The sequence below is a fragment of the Halorussus halobius genome (genome assembly GCF_004765805.1).
GTDB classification, from domain to species: domain Archaea; phylum Halobacteriota; class Halobacteria; order Halobacteriales; family Haladaptataceae; genus Halorussus; species Halorussus halobius.
This window is the reverse complement of record NZ_SBIU01000003.1, coordinates 1,027,420-1,042,075: the sequence shown is the minus strand read 5'-3', so window position 1 is coordinate 1,042,075 and position 14,656 is coordinate 1,027,420. Positions and strand designations below refer to the sequence as shown.

Annotated in this window: 14 protein-coding genes; 9 read left to right on the top strand and 5 right to left on the bottom strand. The window is 57.2% G+C overall.

The window, feature by feature from the left end; all coding sequences use genetic code 11:
• Nucleotides 1–114 precede the first annotated feature (114 nt).
• The 4 genes from EPL03_RS11970 to EPL03_RS11955 all read right to left on the bottom strand — a co-directional run bounded on the left by EPL03_RS11970 (nucleotide 115) and on the right by EPL03_RS11955 (nucleotide 6,241).
• On the bottom strand, nucleotides 115–1,860 hold the full coding sequence (locus EPL03_RS11970; RefSeq protein WP_168216248.1) for a DUF1156 domain-containing protein: 1,746 nt from the start codon (nucleotides 1,858–1,860) through the stop codon (nucleotides 115–117).
• 5 nt (nucleotides 1,861–1,865) lie between these two features.
• Nucleotides 1,866–2,459, bottom strand: coding sequence for a DUF7680 family protein (locus EPL03_RS11965; protein WP_135829515.1), 594 nt, complete (start codon nucleotides 2,457–2,459; stop codon nucleotides 1,866–1,868).
• Nucleotides 2,456–5,779: an ATP-binding protein gene (locus tag EPL03_RS11960; protein WP_210424967.1), complete on the bottom strand. Its 3,324-nt coding sequence runs from the start codon at nucleotides 5,777–5,779 to the stop codon at nucleotides 2,456–2,458. The genes EPL03_RS11965 and EPL03_RS11960 overlap by 4 nt, the downstream gene beginning before the upstream one ends.
• 168 nt (nucleotides 5,780–5,947) lie before the next feature.
• Nucleotides 5,948–6,241 carry a winged helix-turn-helix domain-containing protein gene (locus EPL03_RS11955; RefSeq protein WP_244605259.1) on the bottom strand — a complete coding sequence of 98 codons (294 nt, stop codon included), beginning with the start codon at nucleotides 6,239–6,241 and terminating at the stop codon, nucleotides 5,948–5,950.
• Nucleotides 6,242–6,913: 672 nt separating this feature from the next.
• Here EPL03_RS11955 and EPL03_RS11945 point away from each other — a divergent pair.
• The 7 genes from EPL03_RS11945 to EPL03_RS20480 all read left to right on the top strand — a co-directional run bounded on the left by EPL03_RS11945 (nucleotide 6,914) and on the right by EPL03_RS20480 (nucleotide 12,950).
• Nucleotides 6,914–7,876 (top strand): hypothetical protein, encoded by a 963-nt coding sequence (locus EPL03_RS11945; protein WP_135829513.1) that lies wholly within the window; start codon nucleotides 6,914–6,916, stop codon nucleotides 7,874–7,876.
• Between the two features lie 294 nt (nucleotides 7,877–8,170).
• The gene (locus tag EPL03_RS11940) at nucleotides 8,171–9,022 is read left to right on the top strand and encodes a hypothetical protein (RefSeq protein WP_210424966.1); all 852 of its coding nucleotides are present in this window, start codon (nucleotides 8,171–8,173) and stop codon (nucleotides 9,020–9,022) included.
• Nucleotides 9,019–9,951 (top strand): hypothetical protein, encoded by a 933-nt coding sequence (locus EPL03_RS11935; protein WP_135829512.1) that lies wholly within the window; start codon nucleotides 9,019–9,021, stop codon nucleotides 9,949–9,951. Before EPL03_RS11940 ends, EPL03_RS11935 begins: the two co-directional genes overlap by 4 nt.
• Complete coding sequence (locus EPL03_RS11930; RefSeq protein WP_135829511.1) at nucleotides 9,951–10,613, top strand: ribonuclease H-like domain-containing protein; 663 nt, start codon at nucleotides 9,951–9,953, stop codon at nucleotides 10,611–10,613. The genes EPL03_RS11935 and EPL03_RS11930 overlap by 1 nt, the downstream gene beginning before the upstream one ends.
• 190 nt (nucleotides 10,614–10,803) lie before the next feature.
• On the top strand, nucleotides 10,804–11,874 hold the full coding sequence (locus tag EPL03_RS11925) for an HNH endonuclease (RefSeq protein ID WP_135829510.1): 1,071 nt from the start codon (nucleotides 10,804–10,806) through the stop codon (nucleotides 11,872–11,874).
• A 144-nt stretch (nucleotides 11,875–12,018) separates the two neighbouring features.
• A complete protein-coding gene (locus EPL03_RS11920; RefSeq protein ID WP_135829509.1) occupies nucleotides 12,019–12,354 on the top strand; it encodes a hypothetical protein in 336 nt (111 codons plus the stop codon).
• Nucleotides 12,355–12,425: 71 nt separating this feature from the next.
• Complete coding sequence (locus tag EPL03_RS20480; RefSeq protein WP_135829508.1) at nucleotides 12,426–12,950, top strand: hypothetical protein; 525 nt, start codon at nucleotides 12,426–12,428, stop codon at nucleotides 12,948–12,950.
• A gap of 48 nt (nucleotides 12,951–12,998) precedes the next feature.
• On the opposite strand, the gene EPL03_RS11910 is transcribed toward EPL03_RS20480, so the two are convergent.
• Entirely contained in the window at nucleotides 12,999–13,862 is an 864-nt protein-coding gene (locus EPL03_RS11910; protein ID WP_135829507.1) for a CBS domain-containing protein, read from the bottom strand.
• 111 nt (nucleotides 13,863–13,973) lie between these two features.
• Here EPL03_RS11910 and EPL03_RS11905 point away from each other — a divergent pair, with 111 nt between their 5' ends.
• Nucleotides 13,974–14,330: a hypothetical protein gene (locus tag EPL03_RS11905; RefSeq protein WP_135829506.1), complete on the top strand. Its 357-nt coding sequence runs from the start codon at nucleotides 13,974–13,976 to the stop codon at nucleotides 14,328–14,330.
• Nucleotides 14,331–14,384: 54 nt separating this feature from the next.
• Entirely contained in the window at nucleotides 14,385–14,654 is a 270-nt protein-coding gene (locus EPL03_RS11900; protein WP_135829505.1) for a hypothetical protein, read from the top strand.
• Nucleotides 14,655–14,656: the final 2 nt, after the last annotated feature.

The following is a 14,656-nucleotide window of genomic DNA, read 5'->3' as shown; positions in this document are numbered from 1 at the left end:
TAGCGTCTCGGTCTCCGCGACATTGAAGAACGTCTCTACCGAAGGATCATCTTGCAGGGTCGCTGAGGCCATACCATCTCAGCATTCACCCTGCTCTTTGGTGTGGGAATCGTTCTATGACACCCTCTTAGCGACGGCTTCATCCTCTTTATTCGTAAGTTCGCTGGTAAACAGATCGGGGTGTACATCGTCTAGATACTCTTTCAGCCACACATAGAAAACATCTGATAGTTCCGAATACTGTACGCTACTATAGTATGGCGGATCGATAACGACTGCTTCTACAGAATTCGACTCCTGCGGTAAATTCGCCGCATCGACAGAGGTTAACCAAGCAGAATCACCATCATCTGGTATATATGATTCAATTTCTTCATAGGACTCAATGATTTTCTCGATCTGAGCTTGATATCCCATCCCGCTTATGGTTAGGTTATTGTCAATGAACACTCTGCGGAATGCGAGGTTATTTCCTTTGAAGATTTGGCTGGGGTAGCCCTTACTTGTATCCCAAGGAGTTAATCTTGAATTCCTATCTACCAATTTACTAGAGACTAGTGACAATATGGTGAGAATCGCCTCTGCCTCTTTCTCAGAGTGCTTCTCCCTAATATCTGATTTGAAATGTTCGAATGATTGAAGGTATTCGTGGTGAGATATCAGTTGTCTGGGACTGAAAATATCTCGCCATTGTTCAATTCCGTGTCGAGATGTTCGTGCAGTTTCTTGGCCATCTGGTATATCAATTGATAGAATCGTGGAGAGGTCTATATCGTTCTTGACTTGCTCAGCTGCACGATTAAAAGCCTCCACATCCTTGTCTGTAGGCGCTCGATAGCCGGAGCCTCCTTCTTTTTCACGATATTTGACGCCGATTATCTCGTACTCGAATTCACCGTCGTTGAAATACTCTTTTATAGTTTCGTCTTCAGTCACTACTCCGCAGTTCATGCATTCTGCGTCACCACGCGTCACGGGGCCATTCTGCGGGTTGAATTCGGACTTTTTAATATCGTCAGGTAGAGTTACGGCTCTGTATTTGAGATTACCCTCATCGTCAAATGAAGGTTTAATAGCTACTCCTTTCGAAGCAGATTTCTTTCGTAGCCACCATTTCGGGACAAGAGGAATATCGTAACCGCAGTCGGCACATTTGACGGTGTAACTACAAGCGTAGTATTCAGGGACCTGTCGGGAGTTCTTCCCAGGGAAGTATTCTTCCAGATTCTCTTGGGCCCTTTGATCAATCTTCTGACTCCATTCTATGAGTTCATCCTCTAATGACCCAACTTCCGGTGCATATTCTAGAAGCACCTTCAACATTGTCGAAGCAACTGGGTTCAGTTCATTCGCCTGGGTTGGAAGCCCGTACCTGAGCGATTCAAATGGAATAACGCCTCCTCCAGCAGTCGGGTCCAAGACCGTTGGTAACTCGCCTCCCCAGAAGTCACGGAGCTTTGAGTGGATCTCCTCCCGCTCTTCATTGCCAGGAGTTGACGTAAATGGACGTGGATATCCGTAGTGATCCCCCAGCGTTCCCGAACGTTCACCCTCTGTTTGTTTCTTTTCCTTCACGTAGTCATTAATAGACGAATCAATTGGCCGTTTTGGCCCTATTTGCATCCACTTGAGGAGATCGTCAATCTCGACTGAGTTCGGCAAGACAGACGCTAAAATGGCGAGCCTAGAGGCAGGAGTTGGTCGTCGAGCAAACCACGGATGTAGATAACGGTGGGGTGGCATATGTTTCGGGTTTGCCTCCTTTAGATTTTCAATCCCAACCGCTTTAAGTGGCAATTTCCCCTCAATTGCAACACGTTTCAATTCTTCCTCGTCGCGTGGCCGGTTTTCCTGAGACATTTTTGTTATTCCTTTAACAGGGTCCGCATTGCTTTTGCTCCATTCGGGCAATTGGGGGAGCGACATTTAGCATGCCAGTAATAACACTCCTCCAGACCCATCTTTTCAATATTCCTTGCGAGTGTTCTCATCCTATCAACTCGTTTTAATGGTTTTACGCCGATGAAACCTAGTGATAGACGTATTCCAGCCGCTTCGGAGATCAACAGGGATGCGTCCCCTGTACTCGTTACTCTTGACGGGTTAAGAACGGTCTCTCGGAGTGTGGAATCAATCAACGGAATGATGGTTCGGAGTTTGGAACCAGATACTTGACGTACTTTTACTGCGACCCAGTCATCCCAAGTCCACTCTCCACATCCCTCAGCATCATCGCCGATCACGCTCAGGAATCCCTCTGTTTTCGAGGCTTGCTGGCGACGACGTTCGAGGCGACGACGTCGAGCATCCGCCTGTTCTGTCGGAAGTAGCTCGTAAAGCGTCAGAGTCACGTCCTTCCCATCTTCATCCCTCACAAGGGCGAACGTCGGACGCCCACCATAGACGCTACTCCCGAGCGCGAACGACTCAGTCTGTTCCTCGTCGTATTGAATACTCATCCTTCGTCCTCCTCGACGTCGCTCGGGCCTTTCGCCTGCGCACGGACAGTGATGTTTGTCCCGTCCAGCTCGTCACCAAGTTCGGCCAGGATGTCGTCTTCTTCGTCCGTGATAGCTTCGGGTTTGTCTACCTGCCACTTAAACTTGAGTTCTATACGTTTCTCGCCACCGGCACGGCCGCTGAATCCTTCGGGACTCTGATCGAGCGTTGTGAACGCCTCCAGCGGTCCGTTGAAGTCTGCACTGAAGTTGGCGTCGCCGTCGCCCATGTTGGCCCGGCTCTTGTAGGTGAGGTCCACCGTTACGTTCTCACTCCGAGACTTCACAGGCGAACGCTGTGCGACGAACGAGCCGTGTTTGAACGGCTCGTCTCCTTCGACGTCGATGATGAGCGACGATACGCCGGGCGTCGAGTCGCCTCCCGCTTGCGAGACTGCATGACTCCGAACCTCACTGAAGGCTCGTTTCGCGCTCATCGACCCGGTCGATTTGTTCCAGGGCTTCGAGCCAGTTCTCTTGCACTCCTCACACTTGATCGGCTCGTCCGATTTGGTCGTGCCCTCAATCGTCGTCCCGCACTCACTACACGAGGCGGGTTTCGACCGGCATTCCTCACAGAGGGAGTGCTGGCTGTTCTCCGGAAGTTCAGCGCCGCAGTTGTCACACTCCGTGGCTTTCGGTGGTTCGATCTCGTCCCCGTGCTGTTCGAGAAGTGCATCGATGCTATCGAACAGCTCGTACTCCTCGCCAATCTTGACCTGTGAGTCCGAGATCGATGTCGTGACGTCCGGCGAGTCGGGAAGTGGTCGGTCGTGGTTCCAGTTCTCAGGCTGACTCTGTGCGTTCCAGTAGGCGGTTCCCGTTTCGCTGTCCCAGTACGCGTATCCGTGATCGGAGACCATTCGAGCAATGGTCTTTCGCAGCGGCTTCGTACTTAAGAGGAAGGGCAGTCCCGGTTTCCGTGCGAACTGGGATTCGATGGCTCCGGTCGTCATCCGAACCTTCTGGCTCTGCCAGAGCTTCTGCTCGAACCAGACCTTGCCCTTGGGCTGGTCGTCGTCCCGGATGATGCGGTTCATGTCCTCCATCGTCGTCCGGACCGCATCGACGAGCTTCGTACCGCCACCTGCGTCCACCGACGTGATCGTTACGTGCGTGAGCCCGTCGTCGCCGACGTAGAACAGGTGCCGGTAGACGTTCCGAACGCTCTCCCCGAGGAGCCCACGTGCCTCGTCTTCTCGTTCGCGGAGTTCCTGGAGCTGCTCGTCGGAGAGGTCTGCAGTCTGCTGGGAGTCGTCACGGAGGTCCTCGATGGCCTCTAGACGAGTCGCCTGGTCAATGGCGTTCTCCAACAGTTCAGAGTCCGGTGCGAGGAACAGGACGTAGTTCTTGTACGACCGACTCTGGATCTTCCCGCCGTGTTTCGCGGCGGTCTTCTCGTAGAGCTGCTGGATCTTGTCCGGAACCTCCGTTTCTTCTCCTCGCTCCGTTCGAACCGGAGCCGTGAGCATGTGCATCACGGAGAGCGTCGGCCGCGACGCCGTGTCGCCGACGTCGGCGGGCTCCTCGGGGAACATCTCGATGTTGAACCCACCACTGCCGACTTCCCGCTCTAGCCGGGCTTCGAACCGGCTACGAGCTTGCTCTTCGGCGGTGTTCTGAATCCGCTGGTCGATGATCCGAATGAGGTTCGGTTCCGCCTTGAACCGGATCTGGTCCTCGTCGTAGAGGTAGTAGCAGGCGACGTTCATGTCGTCGCCGCCGAGGTTCTTCAGCGCGTTATCGTAGTGGTCGAAGGAGACGTCGGGATGTCCGATTGCCTCGTTGAGGGCGCGGCGAGAGACACCCGACGCCTGTTCACCGAACGCGAGGCTGTTCCAGAGAACGGTGGTCGTGATGTGCGATCCGAGCGGTGGGATTCCCTTTTCGGTCCATTTCTTGTCTTCGAGTTGTGCGTGGGCGGTGTTGTCCCGGTTGTAGATGTCCGCAGTAACCGCAGCACTGAGATCGACGAACTCGAAGAGAGTCTGGTTCAGCGTTGCTCGGATACTCCCGTCTGGTGCGTCGTCTGCAGGCGTCAGATCGTGCAGACGAACGAAATGGCGATCATACTCCGTTGGCTTGTGGTTCCAGAGATAGTGGACTGCACGGCCGAGGAGCTTGAGTGCACCTCGTGTACGCTGGAAGTCCGGGATCGTGTCGATCTTCTCAGTGAGTGTTTCCGTAACCGTCGGGTGGAACGGGAACTCTCGCTCAAGCTTCTCCCGGTACTGATCGCTGTTCACCTCCTGTGGGAATTGGCGTGGGGCCTCGTCGTAGAATTGGAGATACTCCTCGGCGATCTCGCTGCCTGCATCGAAATCGATCTCGTCGAAGAGTCGATGTTGGAGGACCGCCCCGACCTCGGTTTCACCCGTCGGAGTGATGATCTTCTGCTGGCGGACGACGACCTGGTCGAGTTCATCGACGATCCCCCGAATCTCCTCTGCTTCTTCTGAGAACGCTGAGTCGGCAACGCTGTAAATGACGGTCAGGGAGTCGTCCTGGGCAGCGGTGGTGAGTAGCTTCTTGATGAACGAAACGGTGTGACTCGCAAGGGTAGCGTCTCCGAGAGATTTTGAGGACCCGTCTTCGAGATATTCCGCAATCTCGTCAATGAGGACGAGAGATGGCTGATCATTGAGCTCCAAGAGGTCCTTCAGCGTGTTCGTTCCAGGGACGTCGTATTCTCGATCATAGCTCTCGATCTGTCGGTATCCCTCGATACCGAACAGCTGGTAAGCAATCTCCCCCCACATCGTGTTCGTGTCGGGTGCCTGGGGATCGGACCGGCTGCTCCGAGCACTCTGGGCGTCAACGTGTCCACCGACGAAGACAGCGGTGTTTACGTCCAGCCCCTGGTCAGCAGCAGTTAGATAATCCGATGCGAGGTCGTCCTTGTCTACGAACCTGGTGAGGTCGCCGATTGCAGATGGATTGGTAGCAAGGTGATAGGAGGCGATCAGCTGGTGGGTCTTCCCTCCGCCGAAAGTCGTGTCGAGGCAGAGAATGCTACTCTTGTAGCCATGTGAGTCCCGACCGTCTGCGTTCAGGAACCGGCCAGTGAGGTTGCTCAGTAACGTGGAAAGCCCTTCAGTAGGATAAGTTGTTTCGAAGAATTCGTCTGTATTCCGGTATACAGACGCTGCTTCATCTGGCTCGTGTGCGACAGTGGCCAGATTTGCAGCGAATTGCTCCTCCTCCAACGTCCCGTCGATGACGTCGGATCGAGGTTGGCACGCCTCGAAGAGCGGGGTAATCTCTTCCTTCTGTGTACTCATCGTATGACAAGACGTGGTGTTCACACCATCTTAAAAGTTCCAACACGGGCAGGCACAACGTCTGTGCCTCCGAACTGGACAGTGAGGTGTCTTAGGGCGGTATAACTTCTATGAGAACCCATATCCATGGCCAGTGAATTCTCCACCCGAAAATATCTCGTCAAGGATTCAGCTTTCTTCTGAACCCGTTTTCTCCCACAAGAGAGTGTTCCCAACCTTCCGAGAGGAAACTAACCCTTCTTCCTCCATCTCTTGAAGTCGCTTATACGCCGTGTCGTGTGCACAGCCTACGTGGTCTGCGATCTCACCTGTGCCGGCCACTCCTCCTCCTGCATTAATCGCATGGAGGAAATCATCAGTAGAGTACTGACCGGTATAGCGGCCAGTCTCTTCGTCGCGGCCAGGCATTACTTCCCTATTTTCGGCCACTATGATTAGTCCTAACGGTGTATCCGAATCCATTATGAGTTCTCCGAAAGGCATTTACCAATAGGAGTTCTCATAACGGGTGTGGAACTCAGCCCCTCGGGGCACTATCACAGTCAGAAGTGTCCGGGTGCTGAAGACACCCGGGCTGGGTTCCCCAACGGATGTGAGCAAACCCATGGAAAATTCAGAACCTGCGAATCAAGAAGCTGTCGACACCGAGTTAATTGAAGACATATATCAAATATGTGGAATTTCGCTCGGGGAAGGGGCCGCGACGTGTCAAGTGTGCGGCTCTCCTCTTCACGGGGGAAATTCGGTCGTTGTGTACGTGTTTCGGCCAGCTGGAGAGGTGATGTTTCGGGTCGGGTACGTAGTGTGCGGTGATGAAGGTCACGAGTTGCCAGAGGCGTATACGTTGGGTGTGCGCGAACTGGTGGTTGAAAGTCGTGTAGGGTGGTGTTCCGATGGAGCGACGCAGTCGTCGTGGCCGGTATTGTTGGACCCCGAGGCGGTGGCGGTGAGTGCGGCGGCAACGAAGTCGGTTCGGAAGATCCCAGATGGTGGGTCCCCTGCGAACGCTGCGTCGGACGTCGAGGAACCAGAAACGCCCGAGGCTGCGGCGAAGGTGTCCTTGGGAGGGGCGCGAAGTCGTGCGAGTCATCCAGACGGCGATGTGATTCGCGGGTTATTCTGGGGTGAGCAGCGATGACGTCGGCCCTCGTGGATTCGCACCTGGATATCGAGTTGGATGTGCCGCGGTCGGTGGAGGAGATGTTGCTGCCGGATGTGTACGTTGGGCTTGAAATCGATCTGCTGTCCCCAGGTGATGGGATCGTCACGGATCGACATCACGCATCGGCGGATCGGTATGAGTCGGATGATCCGATGAATCAGATTGAAGGACAGATCTCGCCATTCACCCTGTCAGGCTGGCTGCGGCACGGGTGTGAGGAGGTTGTCCAGATTGCAGGGGCGACGGCGTGCCACCCTGGTGAACCGAATGCTGACTATATGCGTGCGGAGACGTACGAGCGTGACTTGGAGTCCGGGTACCACGAGAAGGGGACCTGTCTGGATGAACACGATGATGGGTGCGTCGTCTACGACTTGTTCGGTGGGTTCGGTGCGCAGCCGGGGAAGTTGCTGCGCCGGCCAGTGACGTTCTCCCCGATCCGCAGAAACGTGGACGTTCTTGACGGGGAGGCGGAGGCTCACTACCGGCAAATATCGAATCAGGTGCGGTCGCGGAACGAGGAGGACGGTGGGCAGCCGCTCCGCCAGGCGGATCGGGATATGCTTGGGAATGTTGAGGGAACGTGGAAGTTGACGCTTCGGGAGTTGAAGCCGGAGTTCGTGGGGCTGTTGTTGGAGGCGGTGTCGTTCCTTGACGCGCACAGTGACCAGTATGGGTTTCAAGTCGGCGGTGCACGGAATTTCGGCGCTGGGATTGCTGACGTGTGGGTGATCAATCCGTTGTACACTGAGCAGGAGGTGCGGCGTGTGTTCAATCGGGCGCAGGCGACGACATCGGCGATGGAGGAGAAGGATAAGTTGTGGCGGTCGGAGTGTCGGCCGGAGTTCGTGAGGGCGTTGCAGGCGCGGGTTGCGCAGCGTGATGGTGACGTGCCTTTCCCTGGTGATGATAGGTCAGCGGGTGGTTCGGCATGACTGGTGGGCGTGACGACCGGGATGCTGGTGATGATGATCCGGGGAATGTGGATCAGGATGGTGCGGAGCTGGATAAACTAGCCGAGCCAGCGACTGGTCTGCGGACTGCTCAAGAACGGACGGCATCGGAGGAGTCGATTGTTGCGTCTGGCGGTGGAGAGGCGGGTGCTGCGACTGACGGGTCATCAGCGACTGGTAATTCCGACACTGATGGTCTCGATGAGTTGATGGAGCCGTCGACGGGGCTCCGCACAGCCCAGGAACAAGAGGCGGATACGTCGACGGACGACGACGATGATGACGCTGGCCGGGCAGGTGATTGGGATGCGTGATGCGATCGCCGATTCTGAGGGGGAGGTTGATGCCGATGCGGTGGATCCGTTGGTGGCGGCGTATCGGCATGATGTGCATAAGCTGCGGGCGCGGACGCATAGCCATGCAGTGGATTCGATTGGCGGTGTGCGGGTGAATGAGCCGGTGCCGGACGGGGCGGACGGGGATGCGGCGTTGTTGAGTCGGCCGCGTGGTGATCCGGAGCAGACGGTGGATGCGTACGCGTCGTGGCGGCGTATGTCGTTGCTGACTGGGGAGGTCGTTTCGAGTGAGTCGGGTGAATCGCTGGACGAGTTGCTCGTGGCCGATGACGCTGAGCAGTTGCACGCGACGTGGGTGTCGGCGACGCTGCCAGCGGGGTTCAATGAGTCGCCGTACTACCCGTATACGTCAGTAAAGTACCACACGCTCCTGACGGCGGTGCTGCTGGATAATTACCGGAACGGTCACGAGTTCGGCGACCTATTCCTGGCAGTTGAGGCTGCAGACACGGAGTCTGTAACACCGCATCGAACAGTACTCTCGACGGGTGGGGTCTCGTTGGCTGTGACTGGGGAGCCGGGGGATCGGCCGGCAGCGCGGTTGGGTGATGTGCCGGCGCGGTCGTTCGCAGACACGTGGGCGCGGCTCCCGGCACTCCCGTTTGACGTGGCCGGGTCACGTCGGTGGCGCGTGCTGGATTCGCAGTTGCGGCGGATCCGTTCGTGGTCGGTGGCGCTACAGTTTATCGAGGACTACATCGCGGCGTTCGCACCGGCGCAGTGCGCTGGGCATGGTCGCCGTGGCCGTCGAGGTGGAGGTGAGGGTCGATGACGCGGCTTCAACAGGTTCTCTTCGAGTTGGAGTCGTCGTACTCCGGCAATCCGTATTTCGTGTCGGGGAACGCCGTGTTCAATGCGGTGGCGCGGCGTGTCGGTGCTGCGACGCGTGGGGCGCTGCATGTGAGTCACGGCGTGTTTCTCCCGGGTGAGTACGGTAAGTACCCGGCAGGCGCGTCGCAGGATGGGTATGCGGGGAAGCTCGGGTTGTCGTTGCCGGACGTGGAGTCGTACGAGGACTTGTTCGTGTTTCGGGACGCGGCGCAGCGGTGGCTGCTGGATTCACGGCCGCGGGACGCGCATAACGTACACCCGTTGCAAACTCATGGTGGCCGTCTTGCGTTCGACGATTCGTGTTGGTTCGGGCGGCCGGCGGAGATGCGGGATCACCGCCGGTCAGTGTCGTGGTTCCTGCACTGCTACTTGCACGCCGGGCGTGACGGAGTCGTACCGGTCGCGGAGGATGTACTGGACGGGATTCGTGTTGGTGGGGCGCGGAATTACGGGTTCGGAAAGGTGTCCGTGGTGGAGACACAACTCGTAGATCTCGATGCGTTGGATTACGCTGGAGTGCGCGGGGCTGACGAGTTGCAGTTGGAGCTTGTGACGCCGTACGTGCTAGCGAGCGAGGCTCCAAACGCGGATTCACAGTCGGTGCCGTGGTGGTGGGATGTGCAGTCTGGCGGGTTGCGTCGCCGGGAGACACGCCTCGTTAATGGTGAGGAGTCGTACGCTGTGGCGACGGTTGATCACGGGCAGGTCGTCGAGTACGTCGGAGATGACGCGGTGCGAACGGCGAAGAACGGTGTGACGCGGGTTGGAACGCATTCTCGGTTCGGGTTCGGGGAGTTTCGGCTGCGCCCGAGCGGTGCGGACCGGGTGCCGGAGCGTGCGGCGGCCGCGTCGGACGGAGGTGGTGTGTGATGGTGTTGGAGCAAGTGGCGTTCGATATCGAGACGACTGGGTTCAACGTTGATGACGAGGTGACGACGGTCGGGTTTGCGGTGCCGATGGGCGTCCGCGTGTTCGTGCAGACTGGCGAGCGGGACGCGCCGGGGATTGAATCGGCTGTTGAGTCTGAGGTGTCGGAGACGCTCGTGCGAGTGTCTGCGCATGCGTCTGAAAGCGAGTTGCTGGCCGCAGTGTCTGAGTTCGTTGCGGAGCGGATCCGTGATGACATGCTGCTCGTCGCGTACAATGGAGAGCGGTGGAATGGCGGGTTCGACGTACCGTTCCTGCGAACGCGGTACGCGCAGCGTGATTTAGCATGGCCGTTCGTCGACGTGCCGTACGCAGACGTGATGCCGCTCGTCACTGACCGGTTCAACACGACCGTTGATGGGACCGAGCAGGGTGATCTCGTGACGGCGTACGACGTGTTGTGCGACGGTTCATACGGTGATCTCGACCCGTTCGACGATAGTGCAGAGGCTGTGGCGGCGTTCGAGGACGGGCGGTTTGCGGAGCTCGTGTTGCATAACGTGGCGGATGTGCTGCGGACACGGGCGCTCGGCCGCGTTGCGGAGCGGTACTGTTCGAAATCCGAGTTCAAAGTGAAGTCGCTGACGCCGACGAGGTCGATCTGAGATGCAGGTGGATCGAGTCCGACGCGGGGTTCGCGGCAGGTTGGTTCGTGACTGGGTGGTGCCGCCGGATTTGCTGTGAGCGGTACGCGGCGGCGACGCGGGTACGACGGGCTGCGAATTGAAGCGATACTCCACGACTTCCCGTTCCCCGGTGTGAACAGCTGCAGAACCGACCACTGGAAATCAGCGAATGACAGAAACAGAGTCACACGATCACGACGACGCGCCGAGGATGAGCGAATCGAGCGGTGAACGAACGGAGCGGTTGACGCCTGAGGAGTGCCACGAGACAGTTGATCCGAAGACGCGGGAAGCGGTGCTTGACGAGTACGCCCATCGTTGCCAGGTCTGCGGGCGACGCGGACCGGAGAAAGGCGGGTTAGCGACGCTGCATGTCCACCATATCGAACGCGACCCGGACGGGATTGGTGAGCATGATATGGAGAACCTGACGTTGCTGTGTCGGTCGTGCCACAGCTGGTTCCATCAACAGAGCACGCCTGACGACGCGCCGGTAGAGATCACTGAGGAAGACCAGAGTGTGTTGCTTCCGCAGGACATCGAGATCCTGCGGTTCTTAGCAGATGCGGGTCCGGCGCGAACGGGTGATATTGCGTCCGGAGTGCCGACTGACTTGACGGTGTCAGCGGTTCGTGAGCGGTTGTGGGTGCTGATGGGGCTCGACAACTTGGTCGAAGCCCGCGACCGGCAGATCGTCGATAAGGACGTCGAGACCGGGGAATGGGGGCTCACCGAGCAGATCGAGAACTCCGCTCGTGGGCACATCCCAGATGACCCGCAGTTGTTGCTCCAGCGTATGGAGGACGAGAAAGTCCGACAGGCACTCGACCGCGGGTGTGATCGCAACGACGTCATCAACGTGTTCGATGTCTCGCGTCGGACGACGTTCAACAAGCAGAAGCGAGCCTGTGCGTACGACTTCCCGTTTGCCGCGTTCAACCGCGGGGGACGGCCGACGACCGACAGCGACCGGTCGGAACGCAGTCCCGCCACGACCGACACAGGAGAGGACGACGGTGATGAACAGCAGCGGCTTGACGCAGCCCCCGAACAGGACACAGACTCGGTGGGCCGAACTGAAACGTGGGGTGCGACTGAGACGACTCCCGAATCGGAGCCCTCGAATGAGAGCGTGGAGGGTACTGATCAAGCGGTGAGTGAGAACGGTGCAGATGACGAGCTGCGCGTGCATCTGCAGCACGCAATTGATGCGCTACAAGAGGTAGAGCAAGGGCTGTAACTGAAATACGAGCTAGTCGGAGACTCGACCGGACTGGGATGTATCACCTGTTTTTATTGATACAGGTGCTCTAATTACGAGCAATCAATGTGCCGGTGCTGCTTGACGGAATATGTGAGAATCACACCGGAGTGTAGACCCTAAATGAGCGAAATACCGTTTCCGGAAGCGGAGAACCTCGACAAATTACCTAAAGACAAACGCGTATCCAGGATGGCTGAGTTGCTCGAAGACAGTCAAGAGATAGTCGCTCTTTCCATCGGTAATACGACCGGTGAGTTACCAAAGACCGGCTCCGTTGCCCGAGGTACGTATCCTGGTGACACGGAAGCAGAAGCTCTCGGTCGAGCCTACCACATCCGTGACCAGATTCGAGAGAATGGTGGCGAGGCTGAAGTCACATACATCGAACCTGTCGCCTACATCGATGGGACGACTTTTCATGAGGTTGAGATTGAGGTCATTGAAGGAAGTGAATAACTAGGTGGTGCTTGCGGAGTGACGGTGGGTTGTGAATGAGACATATTACTGTAGCGTTGGAAACGGGTGGTATGGATACGGCCGAGATCCGGGAGTGGGCGAAATCATACGACGAAAGTTACGATGAGGAACTCCACGAGATTGAACAGACGCTCCATGAAGCGCTACAAGCACAGGAGTACATTACGCAAGGACAGCTTCGTGATGTAGTCACGTGGAAATTGGATAACCAAGCGGGGCGTCGAAGCGGGAATATTGAACGAGTGAATTTGGTTCCCGGTGAGTTTGTGCGCCGGGTAAGCGAGGCTGCCTTGTTGGTTGACGATCCAGAGGTGCAACTCAAGACGTTGTCCTCGATTCCTGGAATTGGGTATGCGACAGCGACAGTCGTGCTTACGTTCTATGACCCTGAGCGGTACGCTGTGGGGGATCGATACATGGTGGATTTGTTCTTCGGTGAAGATCGGCAGATGCGGGTGACGGATTATCCAAAGCTGCTCTCGGAGTTGCATGACCGGAATCCGGGAGGGTTCGGTCTCCGAACGGTGGAGAAAGCGTACTATCAGCGGTATCGAGAAGAGAACGATATCGCGTAGGCCAACGGTTGAGGGCTGCTGGTGTACAGAATATCGCGTGATATGTAGTTACTCAACGGATGAACTTGGAGGTGTTAGAGAGGTTTCGTCCCGTGGTTTCGTCGCTCCTGGATCGTATCCTGCGTCTTGAAGGTTCGAAAGGACATCGTGGATGGTGTCGAGAGTGTCATACAGGTTTTCTGTGGTACGGCCGTCGCTGAGGAACTCGTTACTATCTGTGTTCTCGACGAGGAGGTTGGCGTGCGCGACGTCGTTGCGGAGGTCGGTGACTTCGTGGAGACGGGAGTCTGCACCGCCTTTCGTAGAGAAGTCGCAGGTTTGCCAGCAGGCTTCGACGCTGGTGACGATGGTTTCGAGCGTGGAGAATTGTGCGTAGTGGATCTCGTCTAACGCGACGTTGGCGGCTTGTGCGTCTTCGTACCGGTCTTCGATGTCGTCGAGTTCGTCTGCGGTGACGGGCGTGGTTTTCCAGTCTGGTTTCTTGTCGAGGATGAGCTCGCGGAGGTGTTCTTCGAGGTAGGTGATGCGGTCGAAGAGGTAGATGCGTACTGGGGCGGTGTTGAGATCGGCGCGGGTGAGGATGCCGGTGACGTTGTTGTGGCCGCCGAGGAAATAGACTGGTTGCTCGATGAGTGCGGACAGGACGTCGGTGAATGAGGTGTCGCCGCTGATCATGTGGCCGATGGTCAGCGGGGTGAGGTGGTCGTCGAGGGTGTTGCCGTCGTCGTCGGTTGTGACGTCATCTTCGTGGATAAATCCGATTGGGTCGTCGTTCGCGTAGACCGGGGCGGCGTCGTAGCCGTTCTCGGCGAGCCACTCGGCGGCGGTGCGTGGTGGCGTGTCGTGTTGGAGGTGTTCGACGGAGTGGGTGGCGAGTTCAGCTGCGGTGCAGTCGTAGAGGTCGCGGGGCATATTGCCCGGTGGGACGCCGAGGGTAGTCAAAATGAGGGTGCGATAGTGAAGGGGCGAGGTACCAACCCACCACAAAGTTAATACCTGTAAGGCATATATTTCTATTTGATTATGCCCAAAGGGCATTTTGAGTCGGCGGGGGCGAGTATCGAGTACGGTGCTGCGGGCTGCCTCTTCCCCGTCGGCGACCTGGATGCGACAGTGCTCCAGTACCGAGATGCCCAACTCGCGCTCGACGACGTCGATGGCTCGGACGTCATCGTCGTCGCCCCAACGAGTCTTGCAACCAGTTACTTCCTCACTCAGCACGCGCTCACCGCAATTCCCGTCGACAGTCTCTCCACTGCAGTTCAGACCCGGCTCGCCAACGAGCTTGACGACCCCGTAGACACGTTCGAGTTCATCCAGATCGGCAAGTGGAACAGTACCAGCGCAAATCACTCACTCGCCGAGTTTACCGACGCCTGACCATCAACACTTGGACGTACTGACGCAAACAGCGCCAGCAGTACACGACTCTCAATGACTAAGACACTCGCCGACGAGTATCCCGAAGCCGCCACGTACATCCAGCAAGCCGTCGACGAACACGGCGAAGACTGGGTGCTGGAACACTATTACGAGCAACTGTACCCGCTCGGACGAGTGATAGCGATGCCCGAGAAGGACGAACTCCCGTTCTACGACGCGGACGAGCACGACACGATGACGGAAGAGGAACGGATCGAAATGTACCGGGCGTGGGCTGAGTACCGGGAGAACCTCCGTACCGGAACGAAACCTAGCGAGTGACT

What these genes read in the sequence shown, in the direction of transcription:
- EPL03_RS20480 (WP_135829508.1), top strand. Translation starts at nt 12,426, where the DNA reads ATGGATACGGCCGAGATCCGGGAGTGGGCGAAATCATACGACGAAAGT.
- EPL03_RS11955 (WP_244605259.1), bottom strand. Translation starts at nt 6,241, where the DNA reads ATGGATTCGGATACACCGTTAGGACTAATCATAGTGGCCGAAAATAGG.
- EPL03_RS11965 (WP_135829515.1), bottom strand. Translation starts at nt 2,459, where the DNA reads ATGAGTATTCAATACGACGAGGAACAGACTGAGTCGTTCGCGCTCGGG.
- EPL03_RS11925 (WP_135829510.1), top strand. Translation starts at nt 10,804, where the DNA reads ATGACAGAAACAGAGTCACACGATCACGACGACGCGCCGAGGATGAGC.
- EPL03_RS11970 (WP_168216248.1), bottom strand. Translation starts at nt 1,860, where the DNA reads ATGTCTCAGGAAAACCGGCCACGCGACGAGGAAGAATTGAAACGTGTT.
- EPL03_RS11920 (WP_135829509.1), top strand. Translation starts at nt 12,019, where the DNA reads ATGAGCGAAATACCGTTTCCGGAAGCGGAGAACCTCGACAAATTACCT.
- EPL03_RS11910 (WP_135829507.1), bottom strand. Translation starts at nt 13,862, where the DNA reads ATGCCCCGCGACCTCTACGACTGCACCGCAGCTGAACTCGCCACCCAC.
- EPL03_RS11905 (WP_135829506.1), top strand. Translation starts at nt 13,974, where the DNA reads ATGCCCAAAGGGCATTTTGAGTCGGCGGGGGCGAGTATCGAGTACGGT.
- EPL03_RS11945 (WP_135829513.1), top strand. Translation starts at nt 6,914, where the DNA reads ATGACGTCGGCCCTCGTGGATTCGCACCTGGATATCGAGTTGGATGTG.
- EPL03_RS11900 (WP_135829505.1), top strand. Translation starts at nt 14,385, where the DNA reads ATGACTAAGACACTCGCCGACGAGTATCCCGAAGCCGCCACGTACATC.
- EPL03_RS11940 (WP_210424966.1), top strand. Translation starts at nt 8,171, where the DNA reads ATGATGACGCTGGCCGGGCAGGTGATTGGGATGCGTGATGCGATCGCC.
- EPL03_RS11930 (WP_135829511.1), top strand. Translation starts at nt 9,951, where the DNA reads ATGGTGTTGGAGCAAGTGGCGTTCGATATCGAGACGACTGGGTTCAAC.
- EPL03_RS11935 (WP_135829512.1), top strand. Translation starts at nt 9,019, where the DNA reads ATGACGCGGCTTCAACAGGTTCTCTTCGAGTTGGAGTCGTCGTACTCC.
- EPL03_RS11960 (WP_210424967.1), bottom strand. Translation starts at nt 5,779, where the DNA reads ATGAGTACACAGAAGGAAGAGATTACCCCGCTCTTCGAGGCGTGCCAA.